General features: G+C 43.2%; 17 protein-coding genes. All 17 read right to left on the bottom strand.

The features are described from left to right. Window positions 1-133: 133 nt before the first annotated feature. On the bottom strand, window positions 134-1111 hold the full coding sequence (locus NXS07_RS00880; protein WP_258085999.1) for a hypothetical protein: 978 nt from the start codon (window positions 1109-1111) through the stop codon (window positions 134-136). Between the two features lie 126 nt (window positions 1112-1237). Continuing rightward, a complete protein-coding gene (locus NXS07_RS00875) occupies window positions 1238-1528 on the bottom strand; it encodes a LysR family transcriptional regulator (protein WP_258085998.1) in 291 nt (96 codons plus the stop codon). Window positions 1529-1844: 316 nt separating this feature from the next. After that, window positions 1845-2729, bottom strand: coding sequence for a Pvc16 family protein (locus NXS07_RS00870; protein WP_038214417.1), 885 nt, complete (start codon window positions 2727-2729; stop codon window positions 1845-1847). Window positions 2730-2812: 83 nt separating this feature from the next. Further along, window positions 2813-4900 carry an ATP-binding protein gene (locus NXS07_RS00865; protein WP_258085997.1) on the bottom strand — a complete coding sequence of 696 codons (2088 nt, stop codon included), beginning with the start codon at window positions 4898-4900 and terminating at the stop codon, window positions 2813-2815. Window positions 4901-4936: 36 nt separating this feature from the next. Then, on the bottom strand, window positions 4937-6463 hold the full coding sequence (locus tag NXS07_RS00860) for a contractile injection system tape measure protein (RefSeq protein WP_258085996.1): 1527 nt from the start codon (window positions 6461-6463) through the stop codon (window positions 4937-4939). 83 nt (window positions 6464-6546) lie between these two features. Then, window positions 6547-7530, bottom strand: coding sequence for a hypothetical protein (locus NXS07_RS00855; protein ID WP_258085995.1), 984 nt, complete (start codon window positions 7528-7530; stop codon window positions 6547-6549). A gap of 53 nt (window positions 7531-7583) precedes the next feature. Next, entirely contained in the window at window positions 7584-10490 is a 2907-nt protein-coding gene (locus tag NXS07_RS00850; protein ID WP_258085994.1) for a baseplate wedge protein, read from the bottom strand. Beyond that, the gene (locus NXS07_RS00845; protein WP_258085993.1) at window positions 10483-12669 is read right to left on the bottom strand and encodes a baseplate J/gp47 family protein; all 2187 of its coding nucleotides are present in this window, start codon (window positions 12667-12669) and stop codon (window positions 10483-10485) included. The genes NXS07_RS00850 and NXS07_RS00845 overlap by 8 nt, the downstream gene beginning before the upstream one ends. 90 nt (window positions 12670-12759) lie before the next feature. Then, window positions 12760-13185, bottom strand: a complete 426-nt coding sequence (locus NXS07_RS00840) for a contractile injection system spike tip protein (RefSeq protein ID WP_258085992.1) — start codon at window positions 13183-13185, stop codon at window positions 12760-12762. Then, complete coding sequence (locus NXS07_RS00835) at window positions 13182-13604, bottom strand: GPW/gp25 family protein (protein ID WP_038202101.1); 423 nt, start codon at window positions 13602-13604, stop codon at window positions 13182-13184. Before NXS07_RS00835 ends, NXS07_RS00840 begins: the two co-directional genes overlap by 4 nt. A gap of 10 nt (window positions 13605-13614) precedes the next feature. Continuing rightward, entirely contained in the window at window positions 13615-15231 is a 1617-nt protein-coding gene (locus NXS07_RS00830; protein WP_258085991.1) for a phage baseplate assembly protein V, read from the bottom strand. Next, window positions 15228-15917 (bottom strand): CIS tube protein, encoded by a 690-nt coding sequence (locus tag NXS07_RS00825; RefSeq protein WP_258085990.1) that lies wholly within the window; start codon window positions 15915-15917, stop codon window positions 15228-15230. Before NXS07_RS00825 ends, NXS07_RS00830 begins: the two co-directional genes overlap by 4 nt. Then, the gene (locus tag NXS07_RS00820) at window positions 15914-16096 is read right to left on the bottom strand and encodes a DUF5908 family protein (RefSeq protein ID WP_258085989.1); all 183 of its coding nucleotides are present in this window, start codon (window positions 16094-16096) and stop codon (window positions 15914-15916) included. The genes NXS07_RS00825 and NXS07_RS00820 overlap by 4 nt, the downstream gene beginning before the upstream one ends. After that, complete coding sequence (locus NXS07_RS00815; RefSeq protein ID WP_258085988.1) at window positions 16093-16551, bottom strand: phage tail protein; 459 nt, start codon at window positions 16549-16551, stop codon at window positions 16093-16095. The genes NXS07_RS00820 and NXS07_RS00815 overlap by 4 nt, the downstream gene beginning before the upstream one ends. A gap of 15 nt (window positions 16552-16566) precedes the next feature. Continuing rightward, window positions 16567-17775 (bottom strand): phage tail sheath family protein, encoded by a 1209-nt coding sequence (locus tag NXS07_RS00810; RefSeq protein WP_258085987.1) that lies wholly within the window; start codon window positions 17773-17775, stop codon window positions 16567-16569. Window positions 17776-17841: 66 nt separating this feature from the next. Continuing rightward, the gene (locus NXS07_RS00805) at window positions 17842-19251 is read right to left on the bottom strand and encodes a phage tail sheath family protein (RefSeq protein WP_038202112.1); all 1410 of its coding nucleotides are present in this window, start codon (window positions 19249-19251) and stop codon (window positions 17842-17844) included. Between the two features lie 22 nt (window positions 19252-19273). Next, window positions 19274-20341 carry a phage tail sheath family protein gene (locus NXS07_RS00800; protein ID WP_258085986.1) on the bottom strand — a complete coding sequence of 356 codons (1068 nt, stop codon included), beginning with the start codon at window positions 20339-20341 and terminating at the stop codon, window positions 19274-19276. Between the last annotated feature and the right edge of the window lie 9 nt (window positions 20342-20350).

The raw sequence follows: 20350 nt of genomic DNA, 5'->3' as shown, positions 1-20350 counted from the left end.
ATATATAAACCTCAAATAGATAACCTTATTATCATATTAGCCAGATGGGTATCGTCCGGCGCAAGACTACGCCCAGCCTAAGATTATTAGGCCAAGAAGACGATGAAAAATGGCAAAAATTATCATGAGATAATTACTGATCTCCATTTAAGCGCGAAAGATTTTTTACTTGTTTATCAATGCTATTAGTTCTAATATCTATTTTATTTTTTGCTCTGGCCATTGTATCTAACGTTAATTTACTTCCCTTTATTTTAGCGACAACCCCAGGAAGACTCATTCCACTATCACCATAGTTTTTACGCATAAACATGACTGCATCAGAATGACTTTCATTTAAAACCTCACGAATATAATTAGTAACCTCTAATATATGTTCGACTTTATCATCTCTCAACGGTTCTGATGCTCTATCATGTGATACCAAGAGGTCAATAAGTTCATAGGCGGGAATTTTTACTGGACTGGCTTTACCCGTAATTGTTGAGATTAACATGCCGCCACCGGTGACTTTTAGATTATCTTTGTTAATATTCTTTTTAACTACTTTAGTAATAAAATTTTTATCATAATTATTGATCGCTAATATCATGTTCCTTGTTTTAGGATAAGGATGTGCTATCTCCAATTTATACTTTAACTTGTCAATAGCTATACCACTAAGAATATTTAATCCAATCCCTACTAATAAACCAATTCCCGCGCCAGCCACAGTTCCAGCACCCGGAAATACCGCGGTTCCAACCGCTGCTCCAATCGCTGCACTGGCTGCGCTCGATCCTGTACTTAACGCGGTTTTTAGGGTGGCAACCCCCATGTTTTTAGCTGTATTAGTCACTGCGGATTTCGGGGACTCCATCGCTTTTAAAGTCAGATCTAATTTTTTTAATTCTTCTTTGACAACAACCATCCATTTGTAATAATCGGCAATATTTTCTTTCCAAAATCCAGGATCTTTAATTTGATCTAATCTAACAGATCCGTTACTGAACATAGCATTAGTGTCCCAGCCTATTTCTGATGTAGCGCTGTCTATATCTTCATCAGTAGAATGATTTGACCTAAACATATCAATTTTTTCATCTATTGTTTTATTGGAAGGGATAGGCATATTATATTTCCTTTTTAATCCGGTAATTGCTGGCAATAGAATATATAGAATATCATTCCATATATAATCAGAATAATTATGTTGGTAGAAATTTTATAATTCCCGCATTACATCAAATCATTATCTCTATTTTTGATAAACTGCATGATAGGGTGATTTATGATTTTTGTAATCATTTTCAATATGTTCAAGCTGCTCACAAATTGATGAAACTTTATTATATAAACATTCTCCTTCTTCTGTTAAAACTAATCCTTGGCTTTTTCTTTCAAAGAGTTTGACACCTAATGAAAATTCCAATTTTTTTAAGCTACGACAAATGGGTGACTGTGTGATAAATCGCTCCTGTGTTGCTTTATTTATTGATTTATTCTTAGCTACAGCAATAAAGTTTAATAATTCTTTTGAAGTAAACATCTGAACTCCTTTTTTAATATGGTAGAGTTTTTCTAATATGATAGAGCTATTCACTAGCGCTATAAGCTGTTAATGAATTTATTGAATTTTTACCTTCAATACATTATTTGACTCAGCAAATTAGCATAATACGATCATTGCTGAGGTGACAATCATATATAGACATCAGTATTTGTCAACGATTGAATATATAAATTATTTCCCGTGGAAAAACTATTTCCTTAAATAATAAATACTAATTAAATAACAATTGAATGTTAAAGTACAATAATAAATCAAAATCATTATTCATAAATTTTATTTAAATAACGAAAAATTAAATCCCAAAAAGATTACTTGTTTCTATCTTTTCAATATAGATATTGCAATCATTGATTGTAGTAATAACCACACTATTATTTCCCCAGCCAGATAATATTTTATTAATATCTGTCAGATATTTCTTATGTGTAATACCCGAGACAGACAAAAAAGATAGCGTCATTTGTGTCAGATTGTCTTGTGCAATATTGGTTGGAACCGTGAATATTTCCACTTTGCTCAGTGCCAACCTAATATCATCTCCCTTCCCTAATTCTGTAATAAGTCGTTCCCGTAAAGCATGACTTATTGTTTCTTGGCTAAGTGACGTAGTTTGTTCCACACTGGAAGAAACATCAATAATCTGAGTTACACTATCTTGACCATTGTTTAGGCTAATAGGCACTGTCACTGAATAATTCAGGGAAAGCCGTGGGCGATTACCCAATGCCTGCCAAAAATTACCCAGGCTGTTTAAATTTTCCTGTTGTGGAATGACTTTCGTATATGCACCGGGAATATCGGTTAATTGGCGATTATTAATCAATGCCTCCAAGACTTGTGACATCACTTGTATAGCTTGATTACAAGGTTGGCTATCCGGGCTACTGGCGTCCGATTTTGGGCAGGAAGATTCCCAATAAGTAATCAGATAGTTGCATTTAACATTGACCCAACCAGGCAATAATTTTCCGGCAGTGGCATTAAACCCTCTTGATTCTGCTGAACGAAGTTGCAAATCTTCATGGATATCATAAAGAAAAACACTGACTGTCGCATTAGGCGGCACCGTATTAATTTCAGGCAGGTCAAAACGAATTTCAATATCTTTATTCAGATATTTGCGCAGCATAGCATCCATTGCCTTATTGACATCAATAATGGTTTGCATTTTTAACATAAAGACCTCTCTAATGTTATTATTATAATAACTATTTGTTAATAATTTTATTTAATATTTTAGTATTTTTATTGCTGTTATTTTCAGAAACTTAATCGCCCCATTTTAGCTAATTCCCGTGCCAATGCTATTTCAATAATTTCGTTATTAACTTCTCCATTACTATTCTCTGCGGCAAAAAATGAAGACAATAAAGCAATATTACGAATATTTGCACCTGTCACGCTGGCTCGTTGAGCTAATTTATCGAAATCCACATTCTGTGATACTTTTATATTTTTAGGCCAGATTGCCTGCCACATTTCCTTACGGAGTCTTTCATCCGGGTAAGTAAAGCGAGTAATAAAAGTAAAACGACGATTAAAAGCACTGTCTAAATGGCTGCGGTTATTGGTGGATAAAATGACTAACCCCGGGAAGTTTTCCAACCGTTGCAGTAGATAAGAGACTTCGATATTGGCATGTCGGTCTTGTGCATCTTTGGTTTCACTGCGTTTACCAAACAGGGCATCCGCCTCATCGAAGAATAAAACCCCTGCATCCTGTTCTGCCAAATCGAAAATACGGGATAAGTTTTTTTCCGTTTCACCGATGTATTTATTCACGACGGTAGATAAATCGACTTTTATTAAATCAACACCAATATAATCAGCAATCACCTCTGCCGCCATCGTTTTTCCGGTACCGGAATCACCATAAAACAGCGCGCTGATACCCGTACCATAGCCAATTTTATCTTTAAACCCGCCCGCCAAGATCTGTTCCCGATATTTAATTGCGGTGAGTATTTCTTGTAACTGTTGAGCAACCTCATCAGTTACCAGCAAATCCTTTAGTGAACGTTTGGGGGTAATGCGCTGCGCCAATTGGCCGAAATTTTGCTGGGCACGTAAATTGAGCGCCTTACGGATATCACATTGCTGCAAAACCCCAGAAGGATCTCGCTGTTGCTGATAAAACTGAGCCTCTTGCAAAATCAATGGCAGGGTTTCAGGGGTAAACGTGTAACGCTGACTTAAGGTTATCACATCAATATCCTCTGAACAGTTATCCGGTAAACTGGCCGTTAGTAGTCTGGTTTTTTCCACTGATGTGAAAAGTGGCATCTCAACCAGTAATGTCGATATCTTTTTCAACCATACCAGTGGGGCATACGGCTCAACCAGGCAGACAACCCTTAATTCCGGTTGATTCAATAACGCGGACAGTGAATCCAGTAACTGTTGATTCTGTTTAGCTAATAAACAGAAATTTCTCAACAATAAACAGGCTCCGCGCATGCGGGTTTCCCGTAAAACAGCCTTTATTTGGGAAAGCAGATTTTTATCATCACCGTCAGCTAGTTTGGCAATATCCACCAATAGCGTTTGTCGCTTTTCTGATGCCATCATATTGGCAACGGCATAAGCTCTGGCGCTATCGGCAACGCCCCGCAATAAGACTACTGGCCGAATATCATCGTGGTCAGATAACAATGCGTGACTCAGTACTTGTTTTAATCTGGCGGGATAACCGCCACTCTCTGCGGGCGTTAACCACTCAGCAAAATACTCCAAAGCAGGCGAAATATAGTAATTGCCGAGTAAAAAATGGTATACGCCGCTGTCAGTGATAAAAGGAGTCTGGAGCCAGGACAACGTTTTTTGACGGCTATCGATGGATAAGAGTTGGCAGCCAATCAAAGGCGCCCGGTGTAGAAAACTGGCCTGTTGTGCCTGTTTCTCCAGTGGCGAGCGGCAAAACAGTTCCAATGCCAGCGCAAAAGAGGGTAATCGAGATTGTTGCTCCCCTTGAATCAGTGTAAACAGGCGATAGTAGCGGCTATCGAAATGAGGCAATAGGCCTAACAGCAAAACATCCCTTTCAAAATTAGTCAGCTCAAAACGTTCAATCAGGTCAGTTAAGCGGGATGCCACAGCGTTGACGGTTTGGGGTATTGCCAGACAATCATCAATGACCCAATGAGGTTTACCCAGCGGCTTATCCAGTCTGGCGATAACCTCTTCTTCGGTTAACAGAAACTCATCAAGCAGGTCACTACGCTGACCGGATATGCAATGGAAATGGTATTGCAGTACAAGATCTATGCGTTCCAGTTGGCTGAATAAAAACGATAGATCATGGTTATTATCTTGCTTAAATGAATCAGAGAAAACAGGCACTATATTCATAAATTTTTACTCAGATTAAGTCATGGTGGTTAGTGGTTATAACCACGTCATTGTTATTGGTTGCTTTAACCAGCTAAAACTCGCCATATTGATTGGCCACGGCCATTCGGCTATCAGCGCATCATAAATTTCAGATTTAATATGGATTTCCATCACTTCCTCTGATCCACTTAACTCTCCGGATCGTTGCAGAAATAAATGACGGACATCGTTGACGCCCATTTTTTTCCAGGCCGGAAGTTGTACGATAATTTTTTCCAGCCATTGATTGATTGCAATTTGCTGTTCTGGTTTTGGGGTACGCCATAGCGCGTTATCATTTATAGGAAGGCCGCAAATGACTTTATTCAGCGTCAGCCGCCATGCGGGTATTTCCTCTTCGCCCCAAATTAACCAATCAAGTAAACAAACGGCCTCTCTTTGTGCTTCAAGGCTAATAAATTGATTCCTCTCCAATAAATCAAAGGTACGGTAAAATGTTGGCAGTAATGGCCATAAAATCATACAGCCGGCATTGCTAATGGGTAAAACTGACTGTAATAACTGGGGAGAAATAGTATTATCAGTCTTATGTTGTAAGGTTAAGAGGTTTTTTTCTTTAGCATCTTTAATCAAGTTATTACTCAATGGTTCAGCGGTTATCTGATGATAAGGTTGCGTAGTCTGCTGTGAAAATGGCTGTACAATATTGAGCAAGATATTATTTTCTAGCGCATCCGATGTTAATGAATTATTGCTATTTACCGTGGTATTATTCACCGATTTAAAATTATCTTGATTTTGTAATATTATTCTCTCCGGTTGTGTTGCATTTATATATTTAATCTGATGACGAAGATAATGCTCGGCAGACAAACTTAATTTTTCTGGCGTCACTTTTGTATTTATGGCTTCCTGTGCTTGTGAATTAAAAAATTCGGACGTTGTTTCAGTAAATAACTGATAAAGCATACCAGGAACATCTGGCTGGCAGATCTGAATTAAGCGACTTAGACTTGCAGGTTGTAAGCAGTGTTTAGCTAACATAGGTAGCCATTGTTGTGGTTGGTGGTTGATCTGTTGCCATAATTCATTATCAATACGCACAATATTTGTGACATGATGTTTGCTGTCATCAGATAACAAGTTTCCCTTACGTAAGTAATTATCCACGTTTTCTATCAATGAAACTCCATTAAAATCTCTATTTTTTATATGAATATTATATTCTTCTCTCTCTTGTACTGTTTTTTGGGGAGATGTTTTTTCTGTCCTAGAAGTATATTTGTAATAACTGTAATGTTTATTTAAGTGTTTTTTTAATTCTATTTCAAACTTTCTTGTTGTTTCTCTTTCAAATAAATTAATTTCAATATCACCAAGATCTAGAATTATCCTTTTGAAATATAATTTTCTATTTATACTTGATGCCAAATTTGTAATATTTTCATTAATGATATGCTTTAATTTATTTTTAAATAAAGATGAGGAATCATCCATTATTTTATCATTGTTAAAATATAGCATATCAATGGAAATAGTGATTCTATCAATAAAATTGACACCATGTTTTTCAGAGGTCATTATATATAAGCCACAAAAATTACCTTACCAAATATTAGTCAATGAGCGTATTTTCAAACGCTCATTGCCATGTTTAATATTAATTATAATTTCATGTAAAAATTAAAATCCATTGAATATCCTATGGGGATGCCGCCTATGGTATTATTATCATAGGGATTATTAACATGAATAGACTTATCTAGAAGATTTGGTGTGTTACTACTGCCATTACAAATAATCCAACCTTTTGGTACATTTCTATCAGAAAACATCGCAATCATGCCTGTTGGCAATACAGTATTAGGATCGATAGCCACGCCATCAGCATCTACCTTAATTCCATTGCCTGGTTTTATGGCGATACCATTGCTATCAATAGCCAAACCCTTATTGTCAGCCAGTTTCACCGTAACACTGTCACCATCTATCCTAAGACCATTTCCTGGATTAACACCTATTTCATTCGAATTTTTATAAGTTATCAAACCATTACTTACTCCTACACCCAATACATCATTACGCAATACTAAAGGGCTATGATATCCATCGGCATATTTCGCATTTAATTTTAACTGTAATGCACCATCTGAACTAAATTGCATCCCATAACCTGGTTTTATAGCGATACCATTACTATCAACATCCAAACCCTTATTGGTAGCCAGTTTCACCGTAACACTGCCACCATCTACCCTAAGACCATTTCCTGGATTAACACCTATGTTATGTGACCCTTGATAAGTCATCAAACCTTCGCCTACACCTACACCCAATACATCATTACGCAATACTAAAGGGCTATGATATCCATCGACATAATTCTCATCATTCTCACTTAATTTTAACTTTAAAAGTCCATCTTCGCCCAAACGCATTCCTTGTGCCGGGCCATTTTGATTGGGAGCTTGTCCAGTAGCCTTACGTCCAATATCAGCAATATCAATTAACTGGTTGAAATCGGTTTGTAAAGGAATACTGCCTTCTTTAAACTTATCTTTTAATTTATTAATATCAGGCCAAATGCCTTTTGAGTCAGACAATGTTTGTTTATCTTGTATTTTTTCAGAATAACGAATCTCTTTCATGATTAACTCCATTAAATATATTTAATATAAAATTTCGATTGATAAATTATTTTTTATTCATTCTCTTTAGGAACATAGAATAATTCGTTCTGAATTATTTTATCAGTATTCCATTGATCGTTATTTTTACCGACAACTTCCTCTCTCTGATATGGTGTGGAAATGCGCATTGTCCCTATTCCTTTGAAAGCTGAAGGTAATTTACCTAATGTCAAACTTTCCAGAATTGAATAAGCTGCATCCCCTAATGGCGCGCCATTATTTTGCCAGCGCTGATAAGTAGTACCGAAATTTAAAAATGGTTCCCGATCCATCCAATGAATAATCATGGAAATAGGGGCAGGGAATTCGGTGAGAATCGTTTCTTTAACCCACTCTTCTAATTTATAGGGATCAACTCCGCGCACTTTAATTAAATCACTGTCTACCACCACGCTAATCACAAATGAGAAACGGTCAGTCTTTTCATATTCCTCACCGGAAAAATGCCAACTGTAGCGCCATGCTTCCTCTGGGACAGAGAACTTCAATGTAGAATTATCCTGACGTTCAATAATCAAGGTTCCCTTGATGCGATCAAAGCTGACGACTTTTGCATAGAGTTTTTCTGCTTCGTCAGGTGCATCCTGTGTGACACCGACTATCCCTAAATTTTTGGTCAGGGTAATTTCATTGCCGACCGCAATTAGAGATGGGAAGGGAGTCTGTGCTGTGCGGGTCAGGCGCCGTTGGTTGTCAGGCAATGGGCTGCCATTCAGGGATTGCTCACTATCGTAGGCCAGACGATAGTTCATATCTTCCATCCAGACCACGCCGTTTTGCCAGTGCAGTTTTTTCGCTTTAGCGGCATCCATTACGCGTTTTAGATTGTACTCCAGTTGCGCACTGTTACCCACATCCAGCCAAAACTGATCCCCCTTGGTTTTGACTATCATTTGACCACGTATTGTAAAGAGGTTTTCCCCTTGTGCGCCTTCATAGAGGACTAAATTGATCACTTGCCCTTGTGTCAGTTTGCCATCAATACCGGCCTGCTTAATCACCACATAATGTTGACCGGTTTGGCTCTCTTTCTCTTCTGTTACCGAATCTGGCTTCTGCTCTTTATCAAATTGGCTATTGGGTTTAATTGGCAGCAATGCCCGATGTTCCACCAGATAAAAAGGCAGTCGGCTCAGATCAGATTCCGGTTTAAACAGTTCACCGCCTAACCCCATGCGGGCAGCAATGCGCTTTTGTAGTGACGAGACTTGATCAATACGAATATTAGCGCGGTGATAAGTCAATGTGGGTTGCTGCGCCAGATAACCCTGTTGCACTGCGCGGAAATCATCAATGGGGGTGGTAAAAGTACGTGGCGCCCGCTGAGTGCCAAAATAGCCAAGCAGATAATTGACGATATCCAATTCATGATCACTGTTATGTGCGATCTGTTCTAACAACTTCTTTAACGCAGGGGCGTAATTCTGATGAGCTTCATCATTGACAGAATCCGGCTTAAACGGCCATTGATCGCCCCAGACTTCATATCCTTCACGCTTAAAAGCCAACAATTTTGGCAGCATGGCAACTTGCTGGCAGCCGCAAGCCAACAGTTGTTCAAATGGCAGCAGAAACTGATGAAGTGACAATAAGCGCTGGGCATGTTTACTGTCAGATAAGGCAGATAAATCATGCTGTAACTCATAGCAAGCGGGTAGCGTATCGCTGACGGGAGAATAACGACCCACATCGCGATGCTGACCATAAGCCAATACCACAGGTTTATTCTGAATCAGGGGAGGGTTGGGTAAACTGCCTCGAATTTGGTTTTCATCAACCGTGACGCTGATCCCACCTTTGGCTACCACTCTCAGCGGGCCATCATGTTGTGCCAATTGATGGAGTGGATATTTACCCCAAAGACGAGGGTAGTAGCCTTCTTTAATTGACCATGACCAAGCATCTTCTTTAGCTCGTTCAATCAGGGTTTTATCAAAGTTATCATCCAGTCGAAGGCGATTAACGTTCTGAATGCCCTTAATCTCAAGCAACTTGTTAACCAGTCGGCTCAGATTGAGGGTGATCCGTTTGGTATAATCACGGACTGTCGGCAATTCAGTGATCCAGCCATGTTCCAATTGTGGCCCGTCAAAAATTTCATCATTGCGCATTCCGGCATCTTGCAGCGTTACCGTACTGAAACGCTGGGCCTCAGGCATCAGATATTGTTCTGCGGTAGTATAGACGGCAGCAAAAATACCCGGAACATCCTGTACTTTTACATCGTCATCCAGTTCAATATCCAGTAATAGCGGAAAATCAACCGGTTTTGACCAGATAATCTGACTGACAGATTCACCAATATTGCGGTTTTGAGTCAAAAAGTCCGTTAATTGCTGGGTGGCGGTGGTTAGATTTTCCTGAGTACGACGGGTTGGCTCCAGATAGAGCCAGTAATTTCCCCGCAGGGTAAACTTTTTCGCCTCTTTACTCTCAACAAAGCTATATTCCCTTTTGGTGGCATCATACCAATAGGTATAGCGGTGCTCTTCCTGCTCGCGTACCCATTGCACGTTACGGAACAGAAAATCCCCTTTATCCTGTTCTGACGCTGACTTTGTTCCTGCCCAGTCACTGCTATGCAAATCCAGCAACGCCTTGCGGTAATCATCAGTGGTTATGGGTCCACACGTCAGCGTATTGTGGGGGCCAAATTCAGCGGGGAAAATTCCGTCTTGCTGTTCCTGCTCATTGGGCGCAGGGGTCAGTAAGTCTTCCAAAGGAAGGGTATGGCGGTAAGCCAGATCTGACACACCGTAACTAAGCCCTTCCAGAAAGGTGATACCGGGATCGTGCTCCGCGGTGTCGCTCCACAGTTTTCCGGCCTGTTGCTCAACCACATGATGAGCCTGTTCCAGCAAGGTATCAAAGTGAATATCGTCTTTCACACTGTGAAACAGTGCATCTTGATTACTCATCGTTATTTCCTCGACATTGCAGCTTATCGTCTGCTTCCCAGACCAAAATCAGCACCTCATTATCTTTGGCTTCCACTGATGCGGTGATATCACTGCCTTTGGCGGCATCCGACCGACGCAGTGTCAGACAAGTAACTCGTTCAACCAGTGGTTGCTGTTGGATGGTTGCCAGTAACTGGTAATAACTAATGCTGTTGTTCAGCGTGACGGGGCGCTGCTCATCAACGCTCCAGGGCATATACGCTTCACTGAGTTGCTGCCGTAGCTGGCGATAGCCAAAATCTTCGTTAACATCCGGCTTAAAAATCACCGTGTAATTGATTTTCACATCAACATATTGGGGATTACTGATCTCAATCTCAGCCCAGGGAGAACTTTTTTGCTGTAACCACCCGGCCATTTCTTGCAGGCGTGCCGGGTTGAGTACCGGACGAAATGGATCATCGCTGTCATTGTATCGGTTAGCCGGGATGATGGTCAGTTGCTGTACCTCCCGTGCCGGTACTCGGGTGAGTTCATCATCGCCCGGATACTTAACATCAAAGATGCTGACATAACGCTCTTTTAACAGGGTCGCCATATTGCCCCACGTCAAGGCGCGATTTCGATGAGACAGATGCTGCGCTGTACGTTCAAAAAAGGCGTTATAAGATTCCGGCACACGTCCACCCCATGACGGCCAAGGCTGGTTGATTGATGCCACCACAATAATCGGTTCAACCGGACGCTGAATGCTGCCGGCCAGCAAAGGCGTTAATAAATGGTTGTTGTTGATGCTATCGGCATTGACCAACGTGGCTGTTATGGCGTTATAGATCAGGCCGCATAACCAAGGGTTTTTTCCCCATGAACCTTTGTGTGTAGGGATGACCACAACGGCTTTTAGCCAATAGCGTTCTGTTGGCATCTGTGTTGCTTGCTTGGCAGCATCCGCGGGCAGGACAACCTGCCAAGTGCCATCCTGATACAGATGTTGGGTTTGATCATTGACCCACGCATCCAGTGCAGTCCACTGATTATTTTGGTTCAGGTAATACCAGAAAACTTTTTCAGGTTGCTGTGGTGATTTTAATTTCCAATATAGCGATAAGGTTTGTTCCGGTTCGACGTCAGTGATACCAAGGTATAAAGCGGGACTTTCTGCCAATGGTTCAATTTCAGAGCTATAACCAAAAGGAGATAGGTGATACGTCTCGAATGCGGCTTTATCGACCGGGTTTTTTTGTACCTTAAGAGCTGTCACCGCTGGCAGTGGTTGGCTGTCTTTGCCTTGTAGCCTGAGGACTGGCTGGCTGAAAACCAGATTATCCAAATCCTCCGGGGCCGTGATTGCGGGTTCTTTATCTGAAAGCGTTAGTGTGGCTCCTTCTTTATCCACCTTCGCTGTCAAAGTTAGCCATTGATTACCGCTGCTGATCTGGGCGACCAGATTTTGGCTACTAACGTCTTTATCAAAGGTAACAGTGATCTTTCTTATCCCTTCTTCCATTGCCAGTTGCGCAGAGGTGATTAACACGCCACCCAGCACAGGTTTATCCTGATCCGTTTCACTGAATAACCTTATCCCACCAGATGGCAATGATAACTGTGCCTGAGAATCCCACGGTGTCGCGGTAACCCATTGCTGTTTTTCTTTATTCCGTAACCAGTACAGATCACTGATATAGCCACGGTTCGCCAACAAACTGGCATCCTGCGCATATTGCAGGACATTGCCTTGGTCATCTTGTCCCGCTTCAAATAAGGTGCCTTTAGTGAGTAGTTGCTCTGTCACGGTGGCATTCAGCTCCACCGATAAGGCAACTTGATCAGGTTGTGCCGGACGGCGGGATAATCCCAAAAGCGCCCGATAATAAAGATTGCGATGTGCCGCAGGCAAGGTATTAAATAAGGATATTGGCGTTTCCAATAATCGCAGTGCCGCTAATAGAAAAGCCTGATGAGGTAATAACTCCCCATTGGATTCGATTTCCCCCTGGTATAATTCGGCCAGCTTTTCCGGCGTATTATTCGCCATAAAGAAAAAATCATTCCAATATTTATCACTTTTATTAAAGGGAATTAATTTGGTGTACTCTTCAATATATTGGAGTAATTGCAAACTGGTTCGATTATCTAATTTAAAATCGCTCATCGGCACCAAATTTGACAATTTATTATTTAACTCAGTTAATTCCATAATATCACCTGTGTTTATTTGTCACAGCGATTCCTCTGTGAATAAATCATTATTCACACCTTTAACATTCTGTTTAATTCAGCCAGTAGCTTAATTTACGGTGGCAAAATTCTGTTGGGTCATAAAACTGCCTTTTCCCGATGAAGGTGTCGTCACATCCGGTTGGGGTGGAGTTACCGTATTATTCATGGCGGGTAATTCAGGCGTAAACAGCGCCGTGAATTTCTGCCCTTTGATAATTAAGGCGGCGCCACTGGTACATTGAAGAGCCTGCTGGCTGGCATCCAGCGCGCTGATGGTAATGGTGCCTTTTCCCGGTGTCGTATGCGTTGCTGTGGTATAGATTGCAGAAACACTAACCTGTTTCTCATCCCCCAGAATGCAGACTTTTTTGCCGTTCACCTGCGCATGCCCGGTGCCGCTGATTTTAGCGGGGATGGAAATTATCACCTGCCGATCTCCAAAGCTGGGATCAAACTGTAGCACATCCCCGTCCACCACAATGGCTTCACTCATACCACCTCCATCACCCGACCTTCACTCAGCGCCAGCGTACCCTGAATTTGCTGATTGATGTCGCTTCCCCGCAAGCGATACATAACCTGCACTTGCAAAGTACTCTTATTATTTGGCGACTGACGAACTTGGATATCTGTAATATCTGCCCGTGACTCATAACGTAATACGTTGTCATGGATATGGGATTCAATTTCAGCAAGCAGTTCATTGCGGATATTTTCAAACATAAAATCATTTAACCCGCAGCCATAATGTTCACGCATCAGGCGTTCTCCCTGATCAGTGCTGAACAGAATATGCAAACTCTGGCGCACATCGTCAGCACCTTCGGCCATCTCCACCCCTTTCTCAAGGGAAAAGGCCGGAGGAAAAGCCCAACCACGACCATAGAGTTGTGTCAGTATTTGGTTTTCCATTTTTCACCTTTCACTGGGTAAGATTAATTTTTGCACCCTTGATTTCAACACTGTTTTTGCCCGATATCGTCACGGATTTATCCATTGTGGCATTCATAGTCTGTGCTTTCAGGGTTAATTCTTTTTTCGTTGTCAGAGAAATATCTTTATCTTGCTGGAGCGTGATTTGATTCTCTCCCGCATTAATTTGGATTATTTTCTCTTTACCATTAATGAATAACTGTTGTTGGTTTTCACCTTTTTTAACCACCAACACTTTTTCCTGATTATCTTGGCTCGGTTCTAAAGGGGCTTTATTTTTCGGATTATGCATGGCTCCGAGAATAACCGGATAACGCGGATCATTTTCAAAAAAACCGACAATCACTTCATCACCGGGTTCCGGATAAAAACAGAAACCGCTTTCATGGCTGGCGTAAGGTTTCCCTAATCTGGCCCACAGAAATTCATTCGGGCGATTCAGCACCGGCAGAATAATTGGAATACGGTTCAAGGCAGCACTGTCTTGTTGGTACTTCGCGACTGTCGCAATATGCAGTTCGGGGGCATCGGGTAACATCGGCAAATATTCCTGCTGTAAGCCAATGTTTACGGTGGTTTCCCAATCAATTCGTCGGTTAAAACGATGGCGAACCGCAGTAATGCTTGCCGTACCGTCCAGTTGTGAACCAAACCCCGTCAGCTGAATATTGTCTCCCAACTGATAACGTCCATCTCCTTTCAGTAGGAACTCGCCCGTAACGCTGGAAATGCGCTGATTGAGCAATAATCCCTGTGCCAGATAGCCACTTTCCTGTGTTGTCAGCGGGCTGCTGTAGCGAATATCCCAACTCTCTTTGTTCAGAGATGCCAATCTATCCGGGAAAAGTGCCGCTTTACCCACGGCAACACTGCCGTGACGCCCGCCAGACAACACTTGTTGTTTACTGATATCCCAACCACTGACTTCCAGCGAAGCCGGATTGAGGTGGTTGTCAAACTGCCAGCAGGCATCCTTGACGACGATATCTTTTTTCTCATCTCCCCGGCTTTTCAGGGTATGGGAAGCGTTGGATTTCAGGGTTTCAGGCTGGACAAGCCGAACGCCTTCTATCGTTGGTAACAGCCACACGCCGGTTGCTGATAGCCGACACAACAGAAAATGCCAGTCTGAACAACGGAACTGCACCATCTGTTCATGCTTTTGATCTAACGCCGCGATCCGTTCAAAACGCGCCTTGATACCCGCCTGATTCAACAGGGTGTTTAAGATCGATTTTTCGCTGCTGGCCTTAAACAGTTGTGAATGTTGGGTATCCACCAACAGTTGCAACCGATGTTTGACGACCAAAGTAAGCAATAATTGCTTATTTTTGATCTTCACTGTTTTACGGGTAATCAGGCCGTTAAACAGCACGGATTTTTTGCCGCCGTTGGTCAATTCCAAACGCAGGGTTTTTCCTACCTGACAATGCGCCAGTTCTGTCTGAACATCCGTTTGGCTGAAAGAAGAAAGTGGCCTGTCCGGTACACTTAGTTTCAGCGTTGCAGAAGGGATGCTGTTAACGCGGTAACCGGTATCCACATCAACGGCGGCCAACAGTGACAGTGCCCTGCTATCTGCAATAATTTTCAGTTGGTGGCTCATGATGCGTCTTCTCTGGTCGCCTGCAATATTTCACCCGGCACAAATCCGTTGAGGTTATCCAGGCCGTTTTGCCAAGCCAGTGTCAGATAATCCACCCCACCTGATAGCGTCGATGCGGTACTGGCCGCCATCAGTGCCAGAGATACCCCATCCTGTACCCGTAAGGCAATTTTCGCCGGCGATTTCAGGTTTTGTTCTGTCTCCTGCAACACCAGACTTTCATCTGCCACCAATGTCAGTATGACCCGCGCCCGCAAGGGAGTGGCATCACGATCAAACAAGGTGTAATTCACCGACAAGCCTTTAGCTCTGCCAGCAAAATAGCCGCGATTGTCCCAACGCATTTTGCCCCATTTAATTTGCAGGAATCGCGTTTCATTACTGGTGGCATCCACGCTGCACAACTGTTTGAGCTGCATTAGCTGCGCTTCAACGGGGGTTTTGTTACCCGGCATGGTGGCATCAAAAATCAGCTCAAGGGATAATCCGGCGGGTTTGGCCTGTACATAAAGGCTGCTTTGTTTTTCGCTATTAATGGCTTGGGATTGCTGGTAATCCGTCTGGTAATCCAGTTGCAGGGAATCCGGGTTATACATGGCCTGCACAGTGCCTGCCCGTATTTTTCCTTCCCTGTCTTTATAACCATTAATGGTCAGTTTCGCTAAACCACGTTCAATCAGACTCATGGACGCCACCCTTCCTCATCGCGCAGTGCGGCCAACACTTCGCATTTAATTTTTTCAACCCAAATGGCTTCATCCAGACTCTCCTGAACCAAAGAATGGCCTTGCCTTTCGGATTCAGTCGGTTGCGCTGATGAAACCACTTTTGCCTGAATGATTAATTCTCTGATTTCGACTGTCATACTTTGACTCCCAGCCAGCACATGTCCTGATAACGCAGTTCAAGGGTGTTCACCAAGATGGCGTTGCTGTTCGCGTCAAAGTCGCTGGTTTGCCAACGTACCGGCAGCGCATTGCTGAGTGTCCAACTGGACAAAGGCAGTGAATTCTCGTTTAACAGCATCACCACCACATCGGCATAAGCGATTTTTTCACCGCGTAATACACGATCAAACATCCAGGTCAAAGGGGAAACTGTCATCACGCCGCGTTCCAGCGTTAATGTGCCGTGTTGGATCTTCTCGGCCAGATAGTTATTACGGGCGTTTTCACCGCCTTGGCTGTGTTGGGTCACGTGAAGCTCCCGACTGAGGCCGGAAATACGCTGAAAGTGGATATCCAGTGGATCGGGAATACCATTAAAAATAAAACTCGCCATAAAACGGTGGGATACCACGGGTGTGTAGTAATCGTTCATGATGCTCTCTCCTTCTTAAGACAAAAGCGCACCCGTTTGGGTATCAAACACCAAACTGATCTCGATAAATTCAGCGGGATACAACACGGCCAAGGAGACTTTCATAATCATTTTGCCGGCACGGACATCCTCTTCCGTCATCGTCTCGTTTACCCCTAACTGCACGGTAAATGCCTCATCTTCCCGTGAACCATACCCCCCCCCCTGCAACCACAATTGGCGTAACCAGTTGTAGCTTTGCCCCTTGCATTTCATCCAGGTCAGTTCGTTATTGGGCTCAAAGACGTACATACGCGCTAATTGCGCCAAATGAACGGTGACATAGGACACCAGACGACGGGTTTGCAGGTAGCGCCACGGCGTGTTATCCGAATTTTCCAGTGTGCGGCAACCCCATACCCGTATGCCTTTAGCGGGGAAACTGCGGATCATATTGAGCGAGGTGCCATTGGTGTTAAACAGCGCGCTTCCCTGAAGATAAGGTTTAACCGGCCGGATAACCTGAGACAGGGCAATATTGGCCGGTGCCTTCCACACTCCTACTTCGCTATCCGTGCGTTGGATAACTGCCGCAATGGCGGCGGTGGGAGAAAGCACGATACCTTTTTGACTGAATTTATCCTGATAAGTGGTTTCCAAACGAGGCCAATAGGCGGCTCCCCATTGGCGATATTCTGACGATAAACTTTCCAGACATTGTTGTGCCTGTTTAACCTCATCCGGCGCATCCAGCAGCACAAAGAGATTGGCGCGGATCTGGCTCAGTTGCAGTAGTGTCATCCAACCTTGAGACCATAGATTCACTAAGGTTGATCCATCATCAATAGCGCTGTCATTGAGCCGGGCGATATCCGGTGCCAGAATCAGAGTAATCTGCGTTTCCCCGCCAATCGCTTCTCTCACTGCGTCAGAGCCTAATGCGGCCATCAGTATTTCGGCTTCCATCTGGGTGATATTGGCTGAGGGCATATTGCCTTGCAGCGGCAAAATAAAAGCCTGTTGCCCGCCATTATCGAAATAGAGCCTGACCGTCAGCGCCATCAGATGATCATCACCAAATAACTGGATATATTCCGCCAGATTGTTGATACGAACCGCGGTTTTTGCTGGTCGTAGATCATGGACGGTATAGCCAATAAATACCGGCACTGCGCTGGGAATTTCTTGCTGACCCGTGGTGGTGATACTTTCCGTTAAGGTTACGCCCGGTTGAATTCTTTCCATCATCATCTCCTCTAAAGTGGTGAGATAGGCACTGTCAATACAGTGCCTGGTGTTTAATCACGGAGATTACTGGGCGACATCCTGCGTAAATTGCAGAACGATAAATTCAGCCGGTCGTACTGCGGCCAGACCTACTTTCATGATCATTTTGCCTTGTTTGATATCAGCATCAGACATGGTGATATTCTGGCCAATCTGCACAAAGTAAGCCTCTTCAGGGCTATTGCCCATCAGGGCATTTTTCTGCCACAGGGTATAAAGATATTGATCAACGGCGGCCTTAGCGCGCATCCAGGTCGGTTGATTATTGGTTTCAAACAAAACAGCGCGCAGCGCCTGACGGATATCGCGTTCAACGGAATTGAATAAACGACGGACAGGAATGTAACGCCAGTCGGTATTATTGGCCTCCACACTCGTGCGGGCTCCCCAAACCATCAAGCCACGGCCAGTAAATGAACGGATGACATTGATGCCCTTGTCATTCATCGCTCCCTGCCGTTCATCGTCGACTTTATCAAGCAGACTTTTGACTCCAGTCAGTGCAACATTTGCAGGGGCTTTCCAGACACCTCGGCTGCTATCTGTCCGGCAGTAAATTCCCGCGATGGCCGCGCTCGGTGAAAGGATGAGAGCACTTTGTTGCTCCACTTGCAGTGTTTCATCAATCCTTTTTGCAATCGATGCATTAGTCTTCCGCAGGTCGGCCAAATTCTTCGGCTCATCCTTACCTGAATCATCCTCATAACCACTGATACGAATATCCTTATCTTCAGGCAAGAGGGAAAATTTCAGGTCAGTTTGTAGCTGGGGATAATAGGCAGCAGCTTTAGCATTGTTCCCCACCCCTGATACGGATTCGCCATCATTGCTATCTGCAATCAGGAAATAACCCACTTTTTTATCATCCAATAGCGGGAGCAAAACACTGTAAACTTTGGTTTTATAATCCAGATCGGTTTCTGGACAAACCAGCAGCGTGATATCCCCTTTTTGTTCAATCACATCAGGTATAGACGCCAGAATTGACTCGTCTTTAACATCATTTAATGGGTAGATGTAGCAAGCTCCGCCCCCATTTTGGAAATAAAGCTGCAAGGCTTGCACGGCTGGCGATAAATTGACTTTCTCAATATCGTGAATCCAGTTTTTTTTATTTTCAGCTTCAGAGAGAGTTCTGGCTTTAGGAGTCTCTTTGTTGTCAGTCTCTTTATTGTCAGTCTCTTCTTTTGTTTCAGGATTAGCTGGAGGTTCAATGCTCGATCTGATCACAATCTCTGTCGTAGGTGCCAGAGAGAAAGCAGAAGTAAACTCAAGCCAGTTGCTGATACGGGTACATACTTGGGCTGGATTTTCCTTTTTCGGGGTAAATTTTCCGATAAAAACAGGTACAGCCGTTGCGCTGTTGCTGACCGACAATGCAAGGGAAGCATCTTCTTCAATATAAACGCCGGGTGCTTTTAGAGTAGCAGGCATGATAATTCCTCAATCGATATGATTAACGCTGTTCTACATCTTGCGTAAACTGGAGAATGATAAATTCCGCAGGTCGAACAGCCGCCAGACCGACTTTCACAATCATCTGCCCTTGATTAATCTGGTCTGGGGTCATCGTGATGCCTTTGCCAATTTGCACGAAGTAGGCTTCTTCTTCTTTACTGCCCGCCAATCCTCCTTGCTGCCACAGGCCATGAAGATAATTGCTGATCGCCGCCCTGACACGTTCCCAAGTCGGCTGGTTGTTTGGCTCGAACATAGCAAAGCTCATCGCGCGCTTAACATCCCGCTCGACGGTATTAAACAGGCGGCGCACAGGGACATAGCGCCAGTTGTCACTATCTTCCAACGTTCTTGCACCCCAAACTGTAGTGCCAGTATTGCTGAAATTTCGGATCATATTGATGGCACGACCAGAGTTATATACCCCCTGCAATTCGTCCGTGACCAAGAATGCAGGTTCTAAACCCCCTTTCAAGGCAACATTAGCGGGTGCTTTCCACACTCCACGAGATAAATCAACTGCGGCATAAACCCCTGCCATCGCCGCACTCGGTGGAATGGCCGCTTTAGCCCAATCCGCTTTCAACCACGGGTAATAGACCGCAGCAAACTGGGTGGCGGTATACTTTCCTTTCGCCTCTTCTGCCCCGTTAATCGTCAACTCTGTTTCAGATCCATCAAAAATGGCAAATAACCCTTTTCCTGCCTGACATAAAATATCAACTGACGTTTTAATCTCTTCGCCCGCAGCCACCAGTAAGGTCACATCATCCAAAGTTGGGATAATTTTTTCTAAGCTCTTAGTTTGGATGAGATAGCAATAGCCGCCGCCATTGGCAAAATATGCCAGCAGAGAAACAGCTAATTTATCTTTATTATCAAATTCACCCGTCAAATTAAGATAATCCATCCAGGAATTAATACGGGTTGCAGTATCTTCGTTGATATGTTTGTTTTGTTCATTTACCGCAAAAACAGGAACTGCGGTGGCGCTATTTGATACGGATAAAGCCAGGCTATTTAATTCTTCAATATAAACGCCAGGATAACTGGTATCGGTTGTCATAAAAACTTC

This window comes from Xenorhabdus bovienii (assembly GCF_024721015.1).
Classification (GTDB): Bacteria; Pseudomonadota; Gammaproteobacteria; order Enterobacterales; family Enterobacteriaceae; genus Xenorhabdus; species Xenorhabdus bovienii.
Note: the sequence above shows the minus strand (reverse complement) of the source record. Positions and strands in the feature narration are given on the sequence as shown.

Excerpts from the sequence above, each read along its gene's own strand:
- NXS07_RS00880 (WP_258085999.1), bottom strand. The coding sequence starts at position 1,111 with ATGCCTATCCCTTCCAATAAAACAATAGATGAAAAAATTGATATGTTT.
- NXS07_RS00875 (WP_258085998.1), bottom strand. The coding sequence starts at position 1,528 with ATGTTTACTTCAAAAGAATTATTAAACTTTATTGCTGTAGCTAAGAAT.
- NXS07_RS00870 (WP_038214417.1), bottom strand. The coding sequence starts at position 2,729 with ATGTTAAAAATGCAAACCATTATTGATGTCAATAAGGCAATGGATGCT.
- NXS07_RS00865 (WP_258085997.1), bottom strand. The coding sequence starts at position 4,900 with ATGAATATAGTGCCTGTTTTCTCTGATTCATTTAAGCAAGATAATAAC.
- NXS07_RS00860 (WP_258085996.1), bottom strand. The coding sequence starts at position 6,463 with ATGACCTCTGAAAAACATGGTGTCAATTTTATTGATAGAATCACTATT.
- NXS07_RS00855 (WP_258085995.1), bottom strand. The coding sequence starts at position 7,530 with ATGAAAGAGATTCGTTATTCTGAAAAAATACAAGATAAACAAACATTG.
- NXS07_RS00850 (WP_258085994.1), bottom strand. The coding sequence starts at position 10,490 with ATGAGTAATCAAGATGCACTGTTTCACAGTGTGAAAGACGATATTCAC.
- NXS07_RS00845 (WP_258085993.1), bottom strand. The coding sequence starts at position 12,669 with ATGGAATTAACTGAGTTAAATAATAAATTGTCAAATTTGGTGCCGATG.
- NXS07_RS00840 (WP_258085992.1), bottom strand. The coding sequence starts at position 13,185 with ATGAGTGAAGCCATTGTGGTGGACGGGGATGTGCTACAGTTTGATCCC.
- NXS07_RS00835 (WP_038202101.1), bottom strand. The coding sequence starts at position 13,604 with ATGGAAAACCAAATACTGACACAACTCTATGGTCGTGGTTGGGCTTTT.
- NXS07_RS00830 (WP_258085991.1), bottom strand. The coding sequence starts at position 15,231 with ATGAGCCACCAACTGAAAATTATTGCAGATAGCAGGGCACTGTCACTG.
- NXS07_RS00825 (WP_258085990.1), bottom strand. The coding sequence starts at position 15,917 with ATGAGTCTGATTGAACGTGGTTTAGCGAAACTGACCATTAATGGTTAT.
- NXS07_RS00820 (WP_258085989.1), bottom strand. The coding sequence starts at position 16,096 with ATGACAGTCGAAATCAGAGAATTAATCATTCAGGCAAAAGTGGTTTCA.
- NXS07_RS00815 (WP_258085988.1), bottom strand. The coding sequence starts at position 16,551 with ATGAACGATTACTACACACCCGTGGTATCCCACCGTTTTATGGCGAGT.
- NXS07_RS00810 (WP_258085987.1), bottom strand. The coding sequence starts at position 17,775 with ATGGAAAGAATTCAACCGGGCGTAACCTTAACGGAAAGTATCACCACC.
- NXS07_RS00805 (WP_038202112.1), bottom strand. The coding sequence starts at position 19,251 with ATGCCTGCTACTCTAAAAGCACCCGGCGTTTATATTGAAGAAGATGCT.
- NXS07_RS00800 (WP_258085986.1), bottom strand. The coding sequence starts at position 20,341 with ATGACAACCGATACCAGTTATCCTGGCGTTTATATTGAAGAATTAAAT.